Raw genomic sequence first — 18,494 nt, 5'->3', positions numbered from 1 at the left:
CATTGTTTACCAGTTACTTCCGGACATGATCAGTACCTGACTTTCTGTTCCGTATTTTATTTCATTAAGGAAAATTTCTTTGCCTTGTTCCAATGGAATTAAAGAAATGCCTCTTCTTTTATATTCTGTTTCCAGAGTTGGTGAAACCATTCCTGCTCCTTTCCACGGACCCCAGTTAATGGAAATTACTTTTCCTTTTAATTTTTTATTTAAAGCGTTTGCATAATCATCCAAAACAGAGTTTGCAGCAGCATAATCGGTTTGCCCTTTATTTCCATAAACCGAAGCAATGCTTGAGAATAACACCACAAACTGACAATCTGTGCGTAGTTTTTCTGCCAATACACGAAGCGGTTTTACTTTGGTATCGAAAACTCTTCCGAATGAGCTCGTTGTTTTCTGCTTGAATAATTTATCTTCCAAAAGACCTGCCCCATGAATAACACCGTCTAAACGGTTGTATTTTTCGTAGATATTGTTGATTAATTCAGATAAACCATCTTCATCACAAAGGTCTAATGATTTGTAAACCATTGTATTTCCCAATTGCTCCATATCACGGATTGTGCGTAGGATCTGATTGTTTTTGAAAACTTTTATCGTTTCTTTTTCGATTTCAGAAGGAGAAGTGAATTTTCCTGATTTTATAAGAAAACCTCTGATTTCTTCCTTCGTTTTCATTGCTTCCAATTCTTTTACATTAGATGCTTCATCTCTCGGATCAGCCGATCTTCCTACCAAAACATAAGTACAAGGATAGGCCTGTGACATGTGTTTTACCAATTCAGAAGTGATACCTTGCGCACCTCCAAGAACCAGGACAACAGATTCCTGATCCAGTTGGATTTGTGCTTCACTCAAACCTGTTGACAACGGTGATGGGATGATATTTACTTTATGTCTCTGATCGTTTTTGTAAATAACTTCAGAAGGATTATCGGTTGATAATATTTCTTTTAAAGCAATTTCTGCAATCTGATCGATTTGTTGAGGAGAACTCAGACTGATCAACCTGCAATTCGTCTGTTCAAACTCACGGGCTAAACTTTTGAAAAGTCCCGGATGTCCTTTGTAATGACGAAGAAGAGTAGTATCCGTCAATTCCTGAACATGAGCCGGAGTATCTGAGATCAGATAGATCCATTTTGCTTTATCAAGATCCATTTTTTTAATCATATCAACATGATCGATGATATTGTGCTTCACAGGAGATGAGAAAAGATCAAGAATAATTAATCCGTCAAAATTTGTAAGATCTTTATCGGTATCTACCAATTCTGCAATCGCACCATGCTTTTCAAGTTCATTTTTGATATCAATGGTTTGTTTGCTGTTGTCCTGAGTGATAGCAAAACGCTTTCCCTGAAGTGTTTCTGTGTTTTCATTTAAAGAAACATCAGTCGGTGTCAGATCAAAACGAAGACGTGATAACGGACTCTGTTCCATTTCAAGAGTTTTTGTCTCGTTCGTTTCGCCACTTATTTCATTAATCCAGGAAGCCAATCCTCTTAATGTTTTGATGGCTGCCAATTTTTCCATTAAATCATCAGCTTTTTCCAGATCCTGCCCAAATCCGATCTTTGTTTTAAGATCTCCGATAATTTCCATGCGTTTGATGGAATCGATACTTAAATCTGCTTCTAAATCAAGGTCTAAGCCTAACATTTCTTTCGGATAACCTGTTTTATCGCTTACAATATTTAAAATAGCTGCCTGAAGCTCTTCAAGAGAGAATGTTGATTGATTTTGTGTTGCTGAAGCTAAAGTTTCCGTTATATCAATTTTTTCTGAAACTGCGGAATTCCCTGTGTATTCTGTAAGCCATGAAACTAAACTATTTAAAGTTTTAATTGAAGCTAATTGCTCCATAATCGTATCTTCATTTGCACTGTTACTAGATAGAGTGCCTAATTCGTTTTTCAGCGTACCAATAATCTCAACTCTTTTAATGGAATCGATGCTTAGATCTGCTTCCAGATCCATTTCCATGCCCAGCATTTCTTGAGGATACCCTGTTTTATCACTTACAACTTGCAATAACAAAGTTTTAATATCCTTTGTCGGAGTTTGTTTTGTTGGAATGATAACAGATTTTTCGGCACCATCACCTTGTGGAGAAGATATAACAGAAGCTTGATTATTTGAATGTACAGGAACTGGTGAAGTATAAACAACAGGAGCCTGATTTACCTGAGGATTTTGTCCAAGGAAGGTAAGCATCACGTCGCGTTGCGCCTGTATCATTAATTTCATACTATCTAAATATTCCTGTAACATACGCTCAGTATTAGACTGGCTTTCAGTTACAGAGACCTGAGTATTATTTGTAAAGTTGTTCATTTGAATAGGATTTATGATTGGTAATGCGCCATTTGCAGGCAGTGAACCCGTCGTTGGATGAGCAGCTTGTCCGTTTACACGCCAGATCGCAGGACTTTTCTTATACAGTTCAGGCTGATCAATTTGAATTAATTTAGCATTACGACCATCGAAAAGTTTAGCGATATTGAAACATCGACCAGTACCCAAATATTGAGCAAGTGTTGAAAGAAGATGTGTCAGTTTGTTCGTGTTGTTGTCTTCAACAAACAATGTCAGCTGATCTTTTTCCAAACAGGATTTTGTTAATCCTGTCAATACTTTTCCGGGACCGACTTCGATGAATATTCTTGCGCCATCGTTGTACATCGCCTGAAGCTGTTCAACGAATCTTACAGGCTGTACCAAATGATCGGTTAGTCTTTCCTTTATCTCTGAAGCGTTTATCGGATAGATTTCTGCTGTCGTATTCGACCAAACCGGAATCTGCATTTCATTAAATGGAACGTCTTGTAAAACAATTTGATATAACCCCTTAGATTTCGCCAATAGCGGACTGTGGAATGCACATGCAACTTCTAGTTTTTTGGCAGAAATACGTTCCTGTTTAAGAACCTCCATCAATTTATTGATCGCTTCTGTATCTCCTGCAACCACACATTGAGTCGGAGCATTGTAATTTACGGGATAACAACCTTCAACCTGTGCTAGAATTGGCTGTAAGTTTTCTTTTGTTGCACTTACTGCGATCATAGAACCGGGATCTCCTCCTTCAACAGAATTCAAAATTGACTGCGCTCTTTGAATACTTAAATCAACCAGTTTTTCTTCTGCAAATACACCTGCAAAACATAAAGCAGGCAATTCACCATAACTGTGACCAGCCAACATATCAGGAACAATTCCGATGGATTGAAGGAATTTAGCCAATGCCAAATCAACAATTCCTAATAATGGCTGTGCTAAACGGGTATCTTTTATCGTTTCTTTCTGTTGTTTTAAAGTTGCTTCATCAAAAGTTTTCGAAGGGAAAATAACTTTCTCCAGTTCAGTATGAGAATCGATCAGTTTTCGCATTTCTGGGAAAGCAACAAATAAATCACGAGCCATGTTGATGCGCTGACTGCCTTGTCCAGGAAACAGGAATGCTACTTTACCTTCTTTTTTATTAACAGTGAAAGTGTCTTTGCTTTCAATTCCTGATAAAGCTAATTCTATGTTCATCATTAAATGCTCAGCTGTATCTGCAACAATGCTTAACTGAACCTGTTTTTCTGAACTTATAGCTAAACTGTAAGCGATATTCTTTAATGCAATACTGTCATTTACTTCAAGTAAAGATTTAATTTGATTTAATTGAATTTTAGCCTCATCATAAGTATCTCCACGGAATACAAATAATTCTGAAGGCCAAGACTGCAATACTGCAGAATCGTCTTCTTTAGGATGATTGGCGATGACAGTATGGAAATTAGTTCCCCCAAAACCAAATGCACTGATTCCCGCATAACGGTTTTTCTCGCTCCACAATCCACTTTCTGCATGAAAAGCAAAAGGACTTGTTTTCGCGTTATAATAAGCATTAGGTTTTTGAAGATGAAGGGTAGGAGGTTTTACACCATGATATACCGCTAAAGAAGCTTTAATTAATCCTGCCAGTCCTGCTGCACATTTTGTATGCCCGATCTGTGTTTTTACGGAACCTAAATGCGTCTGTCCCGGCAAGGCTCCCGAACGGCTGAATAAATTTGTTAATGCGCTCAATTCGGTTTTATCTCCTACTACAGTTCCTGTTCCGTGAGCTTCAACCAATCCAATCGATGCAGCACTGATTCCGGCTTGAGTATATGCTCTTTCTAGCGCACGAACCTGACCGATTTTTCTTGGTGCAGTAAGACCAAGAGCTTTTCCGTCACTTGAACCGCCAACACCTTTTATTACTGAATAAATTCGGTCACCATCTTTTACAGCATCTTCATATCTTTTTAAAACTAAAATGGCCACACCTTCTCCCAAAGCAATTCCGTCTGCTTCACTGTCGAATGTTGCACATCTTCCTTTTCTGGAAAGGGCGTGTGTACTGGAGAACATCAGGTAATCATTGATTCCGTTATGTAAATCAGCTCCACCAGCCAAAACCATGTCTGATTTGCCTAAAACAAGTTCCTGACAAGCCAGTTCAAGAGCTGCCAAAGAAGAAGCACAAGCTGCATCTACGGTATAATTCCTTCCGCCTAAGTCTAAACGGTTGGTAATTCTTCCTGCGATAACATTCGCCAAAATTCCTGGGAAAGAATCTTCTGTCGTATTTGGGAAGGCTTCTTTTACTTCTTCGTGAAGTTCTCCGAAAACCTGCTTATAAAACCCTCTGAAACTATAACTGTTGGCAAGATCATTTCCACCTTCAGCACCGATAATTACAGAAATATTTTCTCTGTTGATATGTTTTTCACCATATCCTGCATCTTCCATGGCACGTTTTGCAACCAATAAGGTTAATAACTGTGTAGGTTCAATCGCTGCAAGGGATTGTGGCGGAATACCAAATGCCAAAGGATCAAAATCAATTTTCGGAATAAATCCGCCCCATTTTGAATGAGATACATCGGATTCGTTGGAATCCGGTTTGTAATAAAGATCTTTATTCCATCTTTCATCGGGAACTTCTGTTATGCTGTCTTTTCCTAAAATAATATTACGCCAGTATTCTTCTAAATTTTTTGCGTCAGGGAAAATACATTCCATACCGACAATAGCAATATCTAAAGGCTTTTCTGTTGAGGTTGGCTCTTCTGACAATTCAGCCTCTTTAATATATTCATAATTGTTTATTGCAACATTTTGATGAAGTTCATCAAGTGTAATTACTTTGTTGTGCATTGTTGCCACCTGTCCGATCATGTACATTCCAAGATCCAGTTGATCTTCTTTAGGAATGCTTATTAATTGATCACCTTGACGTTCTACGCCTTTTGCAGCAATTCTTAAACGACCTACATTTAATTTTTCCAGTTTTTCCCAAACTTCTTTTTTGTCTGTTCCTGCTTCTAAAAGTTTTGCTTTTTCGGTATTAAAATATTGAGTAAATGCGGTGTCTAAACAACGTGTTTCGTGTCCTGGTGCGGTTTCTAGTAAAACGGTTTCCTTTGCCTGCATTGCCTGCAATTGGAATTCGTCCTGAATTGCTCCACAAGCAACTGCTTCTTCTGTGTACAGATAGGCAGTTCCCATTAATACACCCACTTTTACGCCTCTCGCAGCTAAAGGAGCTGCCATAATAGAAACAAAAGCTGTTGAAAAATCATTATGAATTCCTCCTGCAAAAAATACGCTGATATTTTCAGGATGATCTTCTTTTAAGATTCGTTCAATCTGTTTTTCCCAAAGAACCATGCTTGAAAGCGGACCAACATGACCTCCGCATTCACGTCCTTCAAATATGAAATTTGTAGCTCCTTCTTTTAAGAAAATATCTAACAGAGCGGGAGAGGGAACGTGAAGGAAAGTCTTAATTCCAGCTTTTTCAAATATTTTTGCCTGTGCGGGTCTTCCTCCGGCAATCAGAACTACGGGAGGTTTAGCTTCCAGTATATAAGATGTCTGCTCTTCTCTAAGTTCTTGAGGAGCAAATCCTAAGATTCCAGCTCCCCATGTTTTTTCGCCAGCTAGTTTTTTAGTTTCCATTACCAGAGCTTTGGCTTGTTCTCCTTTCAATAAAGATAAAGCGATAAAAGGTAAGGCTCCGGCTTCTGCTACAGCATTGGCGAATGAAGGAACATCACTCACTCGAGTCATTGGTCCCTGTGCAATTGGGTACCGTAAATTAAGGTCTTTTGCTAAAATATTGTCCTGATCAATTACCTGAAGAGCTTTCGCCTGTTTCAGATGACCATACATTGCTTCTTTGAATCCGAAAATTAATTTTTTCAGAGTTTTAAAATCCTCATAAAGATCAACAGCTAAAGAAATGTCCTGTCCCATAGGAATATAGCTCTTGCTGATATCAAGATCGTTAAAATATTGATGAAGATCTTCAGCATTGGTATTTTCAGGTAATGCCGGAGAATTTGGTCTTACTAAAACACGATGATTGGCAATAATCCTGGTTTCTGTTCCATTCAATTTTGAACATATATCTTTGATATCTTGAGGAACAGAACTCTCGGGAAATAATGCAAGTTGGCTGTCAAGGACAACACCTGTCGCTCCCAAAGATTTTGCAGCAGCAGCAGTATGAAGACCTATTCCGCCCTGTACCCAGACAGGAATATTCCGGATTTCTTTAATGATACGTTGAAACAATATAAATGTCGATTCATAGCCGACTGATCCACCCGCTTCATTTCCTTTTATGATGATACCTTCTGCTCCTGATTGCTGAGCTTTTCTGGCTTCTTCCAAACTGCTTATCTGATAAATGACAGGCAGATTGAGAGAAATAGTAATTGGCGTACCGAAAGAAACAATAGCAAATTTTACTTTTTCCGGTATTCGAAGCGATGTAACTTTATCGTTAGAAAAATATATTCCAAAGGAAGGAAGGTCTGTCTGTTCAAGCTGATTCAATGCTTCCTGAGCAATAGTTAAATCTATCCCTAGGCTTAGGATGGGAAATGCACCAGCCTGATGCAGTTTCAGCATTAGGTTGACATCCGGTTTTTCAAAAGGAGTTACTCCAAAAATGGTCAAGTTTTTCATTACATTCATATATTTAGTGATAGCTGGAAATTTCATAAAAAATGTTAAATTCTCCATATTGGGATTTAAATTTATTATGGCGGAATAAAAATAAATATATTTATTATATTATCAATAATAAATATATTTTAATAATTATTTTTTAATATAAATAATTAAATGTTAATTTATTATTAAAAATAAATGAACTATATCTTATTTTTTTAAAACAAGTCGGTACAATGGTGAGGATTATAATTATAATTGTTTATAATTAAGTAATATTGAGCAAATATATAAATAAAAATAAAATACTTCAATAATATGAGATTTATTTTTCAATATTAAAAAATGATAATATGGCGATGAACTCTTGAAATTCGAAAAAAATAATTATGTTAATTTAAGAAAAACAAGCAGTATGTTTTTTGTTAAAAAATGTAACCTGTTGGAATTATTGCATATATAGAAAAAATTCTATAAAAAGTGATTTATGAAGTAATTGTTATTATCAATATCATCCATGCGAAACATAATAAGACTAAACAATATTTTTAGTTTATATTTTTTTTAATTCTTACATAACTGAGCTTTTCTGCAAAGCAACATTGAGCTTTTTTACAAAGTCAATTATTTCTACTGAAGCTACCTTTGTTCTATTAAAATTAAAGAAATGAAAAAAGTAAATAGAATTTACATTAACGGCGAATTTGTAATGCCAAACGGAACAGAAACTTTTAATTTGGTTAATCCAGCCAACAATATAAAGATTGGAGAAGTGACTCTTGCCGATGAAATCGATACCCAAAAAGCAATCGCAGCAGCAAAAAAAGCTTTCAAAACATTTTCTAAAACTACCGCTTCAGAACGTATCCAATATCTGGAACAGCTAAAAAATGCAGTATTGAAAAGAGAACAGGATCTTACCGATATAATGATTGAAGAATATGGAGGAACTCATCAATTTGTAACATTAAGTAATAAACATACAGGAAGCTGGTTCGATAGTATGATAGAGGTGCTTCGGTATTTTGAATTTGAAAAAAATATTAATTCTTCCATCGTAAAATTACAACCTGTGGGAGTTGTAGGAATTATTACTCCATGGAATGCAAGCAACAGTTCAATCTGCAGTAAAGTTGCTGCTGCTGTTGCTGCAGGATGTACAGTAGTGATCAAACCCAGCGAAATGAGCAGTTTGCAAACACAGGTTCTGATGGAAGCTTTTCATGATGCAGGTCTGCCGAATGGAGTGATCAATTTTGTAACAGGTTTAGGAAATGTTGTAGGGACAGAATTAACCAATAATCCCGACGTTTCCAAAATTTCTTTTACAGGTTCTACAGCCGTAGGTAAATTAATTGCTAAAAACGCTGCCGATACGATGAAACGTGTAACACTGGAGTTGGGTGGAAAGTCTCCGAATATTATTTTAGACGATGCAGATTTACAAAAAGCGATACCAACAGCTGTTTACGGAGCTTATATGAATAGCGGACAAGCCTGCATTGCGCCAACAAGACTTTTAGTTCCTGAAGATAAATTACAAGAAGTGAATGCAATTGCAAAATCAGTTGCAGAAAAAATGGTGGTCGGATTACCGGAAAATGAAGATACAAATGTAGGTCCGATGGTAAGTGTGAAGCAGTTTGAGAGAGTTCAGAACTATATAAAATTAGGGCTGGAAGAGGGTGCAGTTTTATTGGCAGGAGGAGAAGGAAAACCCGAAGGTCTTGAAGCCGGAAATTTTGTAAAAGCTACCATTTTTACCAACGTCAGAAATGATATGCGCATCGCTCAGGAAGAGATTTTCGGTCCTGTATTATCCATTATTCCTTACAAAACAGAAGAGGAAGCGATTGAAATAGCGAATGATACTCCATATGGTTTGGCAGGTTACGTTAGTTCGGCAGATTATGATCATGCACTTCGAGTAGCATCACAGATTGATGCAGGAAGAATTTGTATCAACGGATTCAGTCATGATCCGATGGCGCCGTTTGGAGGATTTAAGCAATCCGGTATTGGAAGAGAATATGGTGCTTACGGATTACAGGCTTATCTTGAACCGAAAGCAGTTCTGAAATAATAATTTGTAAATTTGATAAAGCGCTGTCGCAGCAGATAGCGCTTTCTATTTTCCATCGCTATGAGTACAACAGAAAAATCAGATATCGTCTATTCCTGCTATCATGAGCTAAGCAGAAAAGGGGAGAACTTTGTTCCACTGCATACACTTTCGTATCAGCTGTCAGGAAGTTTTGTTTTGGAAGACGGCAAAGAAGAATATAAGGCAGAACCGGGAGATTTTAATTTAATCAGAAAAAATCAACTTGTAAAATTTGTAAAATTACCTCCCGAAAATGGAGTTTTTGAAAGCATGAATATTTATCTAAGTGAAGAAAACTTACTTAATTTTGCTAAAGAATATGACCTTTCTGCAGATCATTTTGTAGCTGTAAAGCCTCTTGTTCCTGTAGAAATGAATGTTTTGCTTCAAAACTATATTACTTCTTTACAGACTATTATCGAGAGCAGTCATCTGAATAATAAACCGCTTATCGATTTAAAAATAAAAGAGCTTCTATTGATTTTATTACAGACTCACCCTGAATTAAAAAATATTCTTTTCGACTTTTCCGAACCTCATAAAATTGATCTTGAAGCTTTTATGAATCAAAATTATCGGTATAATGTTAATTTAAACCGCTTTGCATATCTTACAGGAAGAAGTCTTGCTACATTTAAGCGGGATTTTGAGAAGGTTTTTCATACTTCACCACACAAATGGATTTTGCAAAAACGCCTGAATGAAGCTCATTTTCTTATCAAAGAAACAGAAAAATCGGCTTCAGATGTCTATATTGATCTTGGCTTTGAAGATCTTTCTCATTTTTCATACACTTTTAAAAAGCAGTTTGGTTACAGTCCGACAAGAATTAAAAAAGATGAAAAAGTGGAATAAATTAACGAATTTCTGACTTAATAACTTCTTTAACAAGAAGCAGTTTGAATTAGAATTTTTATTGTTTTAAGGGATTTGAAATTAAAAATTTCTAACTTTATAATTAAGTATAAGTTTTTAGGAAACTAATGTCTCAGATCATTTTAAATAACTCAAAAAACTAATCTCAAAACTCAAAAAACAATGGATACAGCACTAACCGCAGAAACTCAATTTGCAGAAATCAACAACAACAAAATTGCCTATCGAAAATTCGGAGACGGAGCGCCCTTATTCTTTGTCAATAGATTCAGAGGAATTATGGATACCTGGGATCCTTTATTTTTAGATTTTCTTTCAGATAAGCATATGGTCATACTTTTTGATTATCCGGGAATAGGAAGTTCGGAAGGAGAGTTGCCTTTGGATATTCTGGATGTTGCAAAAGTAGTTCCCCAGCTTGCAGATTATCTGGGAATAGAAAGATTCAATGTATTGGGATGGTCTTACGGCGGATTGGTTGCTCAGGCGGTAACTTTCCAAAATCAGGATCGTGTTTTGAAAACAATTTTAATAGGAACGAATCCTCCGGGAGAAAATGAAATCCCCATAGAACCCGTATTTTTTGAACATGCTCTGAAACCTGTGAATGATTTGGAGGATGAATATTATCTGTTTTTCGAACCTTCATCAGAAAGAAGCAGGCAAAAAGCGAAAGATTCCCACGACAGAATAGGGCAGAGGCTTAATAGTGATCTTATTCCTTCTACACCTGAAATTTTTCAAAGATATATTGCAGGATCGGGAACGATGAGAAAAGATAAGCTTAATTTTCGTGAAGGTTACAAGACTTTAAAGTCTCCCGTTTTGGTTATTTCCGGGGATCATGATATTAGTTTTGCTACAGAAAACTGGTTTCCGCTATTGAGAAATGCACCCACAATGCAGCATATTATATTAAATGATACCGGACATGGGCCTCAACATGAACATCCTGAATTAACGGCACGTTATATTAATGTTTTCTTAGGGTAAATCTTAAAATGTATTATCTAAATTTATTATTAAGAATTTTTGATCATTAAAAATAAAATTCATGAATATTCAACTTAATTCAAAAAATGCTTTGGTAGGAGCTGCAACGCAGGGAATAGGAGCGGGAATAGCCACAGAATTGGCAAAATGCGGAGCAAATGTCACAATAATGGCTCGGAATGAAGAAAAACTGAAAAATTTTATAGCCTCTCTGCCTGTTTTGCATGGAGACCAGAAACATCAATATCTCGTTGCTGATTTTTCAGATTTTGAAAACTATAAAAAAATTATAACTGAATATTTTAAAGATAATAATATAGATATTCTTGTCAACAATACAAACGGTCCTGATCCGGGAATGGCTTTGGACAAAGGTATTGATGATTATCAGAAAGCTTTTGACCTTCTTTTCAAAACGGTTTGCGAAACGACATCTTTGGCTTTACCTTATATGATCAGACAAAATAATGGACGTATCATCAATGTTTCGTCATTGTCTGTGAAAGAGCCGATCGCTAATCTTGCACTTTCAAATTCTATTCGTTCGGCGGTAATTGCCTGGTCGAAAACGCTTTCCATTGAAGTTGCAAAACATAATGTCACGATCAATAATATTCTCACGGGATATTTTGATACCGAAAGAATTAAAAATCTTATCAGTCACGAAGCTCAGCAAAGCAACAGATCAGAGGAAGAAATTAAAAAGGGCAGGGAAGACAAAATCCCAATGAAAAGGCTTGGAAAACCTGAAGAATACGGCCATCTTGTTTCTTTTCTGGCATCCGGATACGCTTCTTACATTACAGGAACAAGCATTCCTTTAGATGGCGGTTTGAATAATACATATTAAAGAAAAGCGGTTAAAATTTTTTAACCGCCTTTTTATATATTAACAGTTCTTTAAACTAATATCTAAGATCTTTTGTGTTGGTTTGATAGTGGAATTTTCATAAATCAGATTCTAAAAGATTTTCTGAGCATCTGGAAGTTTTTATTTTGAATTTTAGTAAGAGCATACAAGACTATGAATCAAGAGATATTTTTTTAATATAAAAACAAAAAACCCGCCCAAAAGCAGGTTTTTATATTTTAAAATCAAATTTTAATGTCCCGATTTCGCTCCTTCACCTTGTTTCACATGACCAAGATATTTAGTACAATACGCACCAAAAATCAAAATCACAAGATAGCAAAACACAGGAATCACAAAGGAATGCTGAACACCGAATTGATCTGCCAAATATCCCTGAAAAATAGGAATAATTGCACCTCCTAAAATCGCCATCACCACCAATGATGAACCCTGACTTGTATATTTTCCTAACCCTGAAATCGCCAATGTGTAAATATTAGAGAACATGATAGAATTAAAAATTCCGATTCCTAAAATGCTGTACATCGCAATTTCACCGTGATTCAACATTGCTGAAATCAGTAACAAAACATTGATTCCTGCAAAGATGGATAACGTTCTTGCCGGAGCAGATTTTCCGATAAAAAATGCAATGAAATTCAGAGCAATAAATACTAAAAAGAAACTGATCTGTGCAAAAGTCAAATCAACAATACTGAAAATCACAAGAAAAACAGCAGTTGCTGCTCCCAACATATATAAAGCTTTTTTTCCTTGACTAATTGAATGGTTCAATGAAATAGCTCCAAGGAAACGTCCGATCATCGCACCTCCCCAATACAGAGAAAGATAGTTTTTGCTTACTACTTCAGAAAGATTCATTACTTGTGGCTGCTCCAAAAAGCTGATGATAAAGCTTCCTACTGCCACTTCTCCACCTACATAACAGAACATCGCCAAAACTCCGAATTTCAGATGATTGTGTTGCAACGCTCCGAAACCTTTTACGATTTCTTCCCCTTTTACCTGAAAATCAGGAAGCTTCACTCTTGAAATTAATAATGCAACCAATAATAAGATTCCGGCAAAGATTAAGTAAGGAATTTTAGTAGCTGCCGCAGAAAAAGAACCATCCGGCGCAGAAAACAATTCGAAAATCAAATGTCCGCCCAAAACCGGCGCAATCGTTGTCCCGAATGCGTTGAAAGCCTGTGTCATATTCAGTCGGCTGGATGCAGAATCTTCCGGACCCAATAACGAAACGTAAGCATTGGCTGTGATCTGAAGAACTGTAAATCCAAGACCCAAAATGAACAAAGCCCCTAAAAATAAAGGATACGATGACATCGAAGCCGCAGGGTAAAATAAGACGCAACCTAATGCAGCAAGGAAAATTCCGAAAAGGATTCCTTTTTTGTAGCCCACTTTATCGATCGGGTCTCCATTGGTTGTAGAAATTAAAAAGTAAATTAAAGAACCTATGAAATAAGCTCCAAAGAAACAGAACTGCACCAACATCGACTGAAAAAATGTCAGGCTGAATAGCTGTTTGAGATAAGGAATAAGGATATCATTCATACAAGTGATGAATCCCCACATAAAAAATAAAAGTGTAATGGTAATCAACGGAACTGTGTAATTCCTCTTCGATTGTACTTCATTCGTCATAATCATTCATTTAAAAAGTGCCTAAAGATAGTCTGTTTTCCTGATAAAAACTCAAATTGAGATATTAAATTTATCATTACTTATCATATTATTTATTATTTAAATACATAAGTTTTTAACTCATTTAAAATGATTCGATAGCCTCAATGTGACATTTCTAAAAAAACATTTAGTATTAGAGATGTCACACTGAGCCCGTCGAGGTGTTTCATCTTACGGTTTCAAATCCTCAAACTTTTGATCTGCGGGAAGTATATGCTGAACTTTTTCAACCACCAATTCTTTTGGAACTGAGAATTCTGCCGTTTGTTTGATGTCTAAAGAAGATGCTCCAACAGAAATTTTATAATTTCCGGCTTCTGCAATCCAAGCCGATTTTGCGGTTTCAAATGAAGCCAAATCTTTCGGATTAAGAGTCAAAGTAATCGTTTGAGATTCTCCCGGTTTCAAATCTTTGGTTTTTGCGTACGCTTTCAACTCAGATTTTGGTTTGTCAATAGATTGATTCGGAGCAGAAAGGTATAATTCTACAATTTCTTTTCCGGCAACTTTTCCGGTATTTTTTACATCAACTGTAACTTCTAATTTGTTATTAAAAGTCTTAGAATTGGTTTTAATATTCGAATAAGCGAAATCTGTATAAGACTTACCATAACCGAATTCGTAAGAAGGTTTTACATTAAATGTATTGAAATAACGGTATCCAACATACACACCTTCCTGATACGTCACATCTTTCGGATTATCCGCAGGAATTCCAGGGAAATTCCTTGCAGAAGCGTGGTCTGTATAATTCACAGGGAAAGTCATCGTTAGTTTTCCTGAAGGATTTACTTTTCCTGAGATTACATCTGCAACAGAATGTCCGCCTTCCTGACCAGGTTGCCAAGCTAATAAAATGGCATCCACTTTATCTTTCCAGGAAGCCGTTTCAATTACACCTCCGATATTCAGGATTACAACCACTTTTTTCCCTTTTGAGTGGAAAGCTTTACAGATTTTATCCAGCATTTCGATTTCTTCTGTTGCCAGATTGAAATCATTATCCACAACTCTGTCTCCACCTTCCCCGGAATTTCTTCCTAAAGTCACGAAAGCAATTTCTGAAGTTTCTGCTTTTTTAGCGATGAATGTATCATCCATTTTCATTTCAGGAAGTCTTTCTGGCAATGCTAAAATTCCTCTTGCTTTTCTTCTTTCTTTTTCGGCTGCAACTTCTTTTTCAGCGTGAGGTTTATATAAATCAACCAGTTCTTTGTCTAATTTGTAGCCAGCTGCATTTAAACCTTCCAATAAAGAAACCGTGTGTTTGTTGTTCACGCTTCCACTTCCTGTTCCGCCTGTAATCCAAGCGTAAGATGTCACTCCGAATAAAGAAACTTCTTTCTGTTTGTTGGCAAAAGGCAAAGCATTTTTTTCATTTTTAAGCAAGACCATTCCTTCTGTTGCAGCATTTCTCGTCACTTCTGCGTGTTCAGCTAGATTTGGCTTGTCACTGTATTTGTACTGTGCGAAAGTCGGTGTTTTGAAAACATATTCCAAGATTCTTTTTACATTCAGATTCGCAACTTCCGGAGATAATTTCCCTGAGTTTAAAGCTTCCAGCAAGACTTTTTTCTGAGCAGGAATTCCGGGCATCAACAAGTCGTTTCCTGCATTCATCTGTTTTACAACGTCAGAAATTCCACCGCTTCTAATCGATTCAAATCCCGGAAAACCTCCAAACCAGTCGGTCATTACAATTCCTTTGAAACCCCATTCATTTCTCAAAATCTGAGTTAACAGATCTTTTGAATCTGAAGTATAAACGCCATTCACTTTGTTGTAAGACGACATTACTGTCCAGGGCTGAGATTCTTTAACGGTAATTTCAAAATTTCTCAGATATAATTCTCTCATCGCTCTTTCAGAAACGTGAGCATTGATGGTTAAACGGTTGGTTTCTTCGTTATTCGCAGCGAAATGTTTGATGGAAGTTCCCACACCTTGAGACTGGATTCCATTAACGATGGCTGCCGCAGTTTTCCCTGAAATTAATGGGTCTTCAGAATAATATTCGAAGTTTCTTCCGTTCAATGGATTTCTCTGGATGTTCAGAGCCGGCGCTAAAAGTACGTCAACACCGTATTCTTTCACTTCATTTCCCATTGCTTTTCCAACCTGCTCCAACAATGTTTTATTCCAGGTTGAAGCCAAAGCTGTCCCAACAGGAAAAGCCGTTGCATAATATGTTTTTGAATCATTATCTCTTGTCGGCTGAATTCTCAAACCTGCAGGTCCATCCGCAACAATCGTTGCAGGAATCCCGAAACGGTCGAAAGAATCCGTTCCACCGGCAGCTCCTGGAACCAAACCTTGTTTTGAATCTCCGACAGGACCTGTCAGCACTTCAATACCGGGCATTCCGGTTCCAATCAGAAGATTTACTTTTTCTTCGTTAGTCATTTGCTTGATGATGGCATCGATTCTTTTGTTCACCGAAAGACGTGTGTCTTCCCAAACATCTAATTTTCCGTTTTTGTTGGAATCTTTAAACGTTTTTCCGTCAACCGTTACTGTTGCATTTTTAGTCTGAGCATTCGCAAACGGCGATGCAGCCAATAAAGCCAGGAATAATCCTGAATATTTTGCTTTCTGAGAAAGTCCTATCAGCGTTGATATATTCTTTTTCATAATTCTATATTTTTTACTTTTTGTTATTGAATAATTTTAATTTTGAATAGAAATCTTCGAACATCAATCGAGTGTCGAGCTGCGTATAGACTCTAATGTTCCTTCCTTTCGAATTGTATTCGTAAAGTCCATTATCATTGATTTTCGGTGCATTTTTGATGACGTAAGAACTCGAAGATGGGTCTGCTTCAAATGAAGACTGTAAAGCTGTCAGCAAAACTAAAGGACTGTCACCCATAATGTAGGTTTCGCCGATTTTCAGATTGAATTTCTGAACCATTTCCATCAGGTCTTCAATCTTTTTAGTGAGATAAGCTCCGGTTTTTCCTTCAGGTTTTACTTTGGTTACGAGTTCGGCATAAGACATCAAAGTCTGTCGGTAAGCGTTTCTTGGAATTTGCCAGATATTTAAGTTGGATTCATTGAAAACAACCTGTGCTGCTTTGATGTCGATTCCAAGATTGTATTCTAAAGGCGTGTAACCTGGAGGAGGCGTTGCCAAATCGGGATATTCCGGACCGCCAATCCAAACGACAATAATTTTGTCTGCGATTTTTGGTTCCATTAAATAGGCACTTGCAACTTCCGTTAAACCTGCGCCACAAACCACGAACAAAGGATTTTTTTCATCCGCTTTCATTGCTTCTGCAACGATGGCTTTCGCACCTTCGGAAACATTAGGAGTTTTCAAATCTATCAATTGGTCATTTGAACCCTGGAAAACTGAAAATTTGTTTTTCAAATTCATTACTTCCAACGTTTCGTTGACTCTTTTTACAGCATTTTCTGCAGTAATATTTGATTTGTCAAACGGGTCGCCTGGTTTCAGATGTGAACCGATAATTCCTTTGATTTCTGCGGAAGGCGAAAGAATCTGATGAACGAGTTGAAACAATCCGTCTGGGTCGCCACCAAAATCGTTATCGACGATAACGCGATAGCGGGGTTTTACGTATTTATCCATTTCCGAAATCACGGCAGAAGACTGTGCGGACACAGCCATTGCCGCAAAAAAAGAAACTATATTAAAAATTGATTTCATTGTTTTGGTCTTGAATTAACCACAAAAGGCACAAAAGTTTTTTGACACATTATTCACATCATATTTAAGTTTAAAAACTTTGAAAACAAAAGAACACATCAGTCGAAAATCTTAGATTTTCATTTTTGTGAACTTTAAAAAGCATTATTTTTAACTTTAATCTTTTGTGACTTTTGTGGTTAAATTTTAAGGTTTATAAAAATTTGTGGAATTTCAGCCAATCCAAATACACATCCGACCATTTATCAACAGGAAGATTCTGTTTCCCCATTCCGAAACCGTGACCACCTTTTTCGTAGATGTGAAGTTCGGTTGGCTGTCCTGCTTCCATCCATTTGTTATATAATAAAACTGATTTTGGAGCCAGTTTTAATTGATCATCACTTGCAGCACAAATGAACAATGGTAAAGTCGTTGAAGGAATCTGAGTATCTAAAATCTCCTGACTTGGCCCGCCGTAAATCGAAGCTGCGAAGTTGGGTAACGTTGAAGCATCTTTGCTGTGAAGAAGGCTTTCCAAAATCACACTTGCGCCCGCTGAAAAACCGATAACACCCAATTTTTCAGGATTGATATTTAATTCTTTTGCGTGGGTTCTGATGTAGGAAATGGCCGTTTTGATGTCGTTTCCAGCCATTACTTTGATTGGAGCTGTTTTTGCCTCGAATGCTTTTCGGTCTTTGATGCCTTCCATCATTTCTTTTGCAGGATCGTTTGATTTTGTTTCCAGTAATCGGTATTTTAAAACGATTGCCGTGATTCCGTTTTCTGCTAGTTTTTTGGCAACATCAATTCCTTCTCTGTTGATGGATAAACTTTGAAAGCCACCACCCGGAGCGACAACGATAACTGTTCCGTTGGCTTTTGCTTTATCAGCTTCAAAAACTAACATTGATGGTTGTGAGACATTGAAAACAACTTCTGTTTTGAACAATTCATTAAATTGCTGCGCTTCTTTTTGTGTCCAGTTTTCTGTTCCCGGCGCTTTTCCTTTGTATAATGGAATTGATTTTTGAGCGTTGATGCTCGTTAATCCTGCAAGAAATAAACTTGCTATGATTAATTTTTTCATTTTGAATTGATTTTAAATTTTAACGCAAAGAGCGCTAAGTTTTTTTTGATTATTAAACTGTTTTTAAGTTCGCAAAGGCGTTCTACTTAGCAAAGACAAACAATTAGATAACAGTCTGTTTGTCATTCCGTAGGAATCTAAGCTCAGTATTTCAAATATCATTGTTGAGATTCCTACGGAATGACAAAAATGCTGTTGACTTTAACATCGA

General features: G+C 36.7%; 9 protein-coding genes. 4 read left to right on the top strand and 5 right to left on the bottom strand.

Features of this window, described 5'->3' with window-relative positions:
- Positions 1 to 6 precede the first annotated feature (6 nt).
- Entirely contained in the window at positions 7 to 7,017 is a 7,011-nt protein-coding gene (locus ABD745_RS13675; RefSeq protein ID WP_344830856.1) for an SDR family NAD(P)-dependent oxidoreductase, read from the bottom strand.
- A 652-nt stretch (positions 7,018 to 7,669) separates the two neighbouring features.
- Here ABD745_RS13675 and ABD745_RS13670 point away from each other — a divergent pair.
- From ABD745_RS13670 to ABD745_RS13655, 4 genes are all read left to right on the top strand, one after another.
- Entirely contained in the window at positions 7,670 to 9,085 is a 1,416-nt protein-coding gene (locus tag ABD745_RS13670) for an aldehyde dehydrogenase family protein (protein ID WP_344830851.1), read from the top strand.
- Positions 9,086 to 9,145: 60 nt separating this feature from the next.
- Positions 9,146 to 9,961 (top strand): helix-turn-helix domain-containing protein, encoded by an 816-nt coding sequence (locus ABD745_RS13665; protein ID WP_344830844.1) that lies wholly within the window; start codon positions 9,146 to 9,148, stop codon positions 9,959 to 9,961.
- A 183-nt stretch (positions 9,962 to 10,144) separates the two neighbouring features.
- Positions 10,145 to 10,975, top strand: a complete 831-nt coding sequence (locus tag ABD745_RS13660) for an alpha/beta fold hydrolase (RefSeq protein WP_344830840.1) — start codon at positions 10,145 to 10,147, stop codon at positions 10,973 to 10,975.
- A gap of 61 nt (positions 10,976 to 11,036) precedes the next feature.
- A complete protein-coding gene (locus tag ABD745_RS13655; protein ID WP_344830836.1) occupies positions 11,037 to 11,825 on the top strand; it encodes an SDR family oxidoreductase in 789 nt (262 codons plus the stop codon).
- A gap of 252 nt (positions 11,826 to 12,077) precedes the next feature.
- Here ABD745_RS13655 and ABD745_RS13650 read toward each other — a convergent pair whose 3' ends face one another.
- The 4 genes from ABD745_RS13650 to ABD745_RS13635 form a co-directional block, all read right to left on the bottom strand.
- On the bottom strand, positions 12,078 to 13,496 hold the full coding sequence (locus ABD745_RS13650) for a sugar MFS transporter (RefSeq protein WP_344830833.1): 1,419 nt from the start codon (positions 13,494 to 13,496) through the stop codon (positions 12,078 to 12,080).
- Positions 13,497 to 13,709: 213 nt separating this feature from the next.
- Complete coding sequence (locus ABD745_RS13645) at positions 13,710 to 16,169, bottom strand: glycoside hydrolase family 3 C-terminal domain-containing protein (RefSeq protein WP_344830828.1); 2,460 nt, start codon at positions 16,167 to 16,169, stop codon at positions 13,710 to 13,712.
- Between the two features lie 13 nt (positions 16,170 to 16,182).
- Positions 16,183 to 17,211, bottom strand: a complete 1,029-nt coding sequence (locus ABD745_RS13640; RefSeq protein WP_344830823.1) for a nucleoside hydrolase — start codon at positions 17,209 to 17,211, stop codon at positions 16,183 to 16,185.
- A gap of 193 nt (positions 17,212 to 17,404) precedes the next feature.
- On the bottom strand, positions 17,405 to 18,283 hold the full coding sequence (locus tag ABD745_RS13635) for an alpha/beta hydrolase (RefSeq protein ID WP_344830820.1): 879 nt from the start codon (positions 18,281 to 18,283) through the stop codon (positions 17,405 to 17,407).
- Positions 18,284 to 18,494 lie beyond the last annotated feature (211 nt).

Source organism: Chryseobacterium ginsenosidimutans, from assembly GCF_039536845.1.
Taxonomy (GTDB): Bacteria; Bacteroidota; Bacteroidia; order Flavobacteriales; family Weeksellaceae; genus Chryseobacterium; species Chryseobacterium ginsenosidimutans_B.
Note: the sequence above shows the minus strand (reverse complement) of the source record. Positions and strands in the feature narration are given on the sequence as shown.

What these genes read in the sequence shown, in the direction of transcription:
- ABD745_RS13675 (WP_344830856.1), bottom strand. Translation starts at nt 7,017, where the DNA reads ATGAAAAACTTGACCATTTTTGGAGTAACTCCTTTTGAAAAACCGGAT.
- ABD745_RS13670 (WP_344830851.1), top strand. Translation starts at nt 7,670, where the DNA reads ATGAAAAAAGTAAATAGAATTTACATTAACGGCGAATTTGTAATGCCA.
- ABD745_RS13665 (WP_344830844.1), top strand. Translation starts at nt 9,146, where the DNA reads ATGAGTACAACAGAAAAATCAGATATCGTCTATTCCTGCTATCATGAG.
- ABD745_RS13660 (WP_344830840.1), top strand. Translation starts at nt 10,145, where the DNA reads ATGGATACAGCACTAACCGCAGAAACTCAATTTGCAGAAATCAACAAC.
- ABD745_RS13655 (WP_344830836.1), top strand. Translation starts at nt 11,037, where the DNA reads ATGAATATTCAACTTAATTCAAAAAATGCTTTGGTAGGAGCTGCAACG.
- ABD745_RS13650 (WP_344830833.1), bottom strand. Translation starts at nt 13,496, where the DNA reads ATGACGAATGAAGTACAATCGAAGAGGAATTACACAGTTCCGTTGATT.
- ABD745_RS13645 (WP_344830828.1), bottom strand. Translation starts at nt 16,169, where the DNA reads ATGAAAAAGAATATATCAACGCTGATAGGACTTTCTCAGAAAGCAAAA.
- ABD745_RS13640 (WP_344830823.1), bottom strand. Translation starts at nt 17,211, where the DNA reads ATGAAATCAATTTTTAATATAGTTTCTTTTTTTGCGGCAATGGCTGTG.
- ABD745_RS13635 (WP_344830820.1), bottom strand. Translation starts at nt 18,283, where the DNA reads ATGAAAAAATTAATCATAGCAAGTTTATTTCTTGCAGGATTAACGAGC.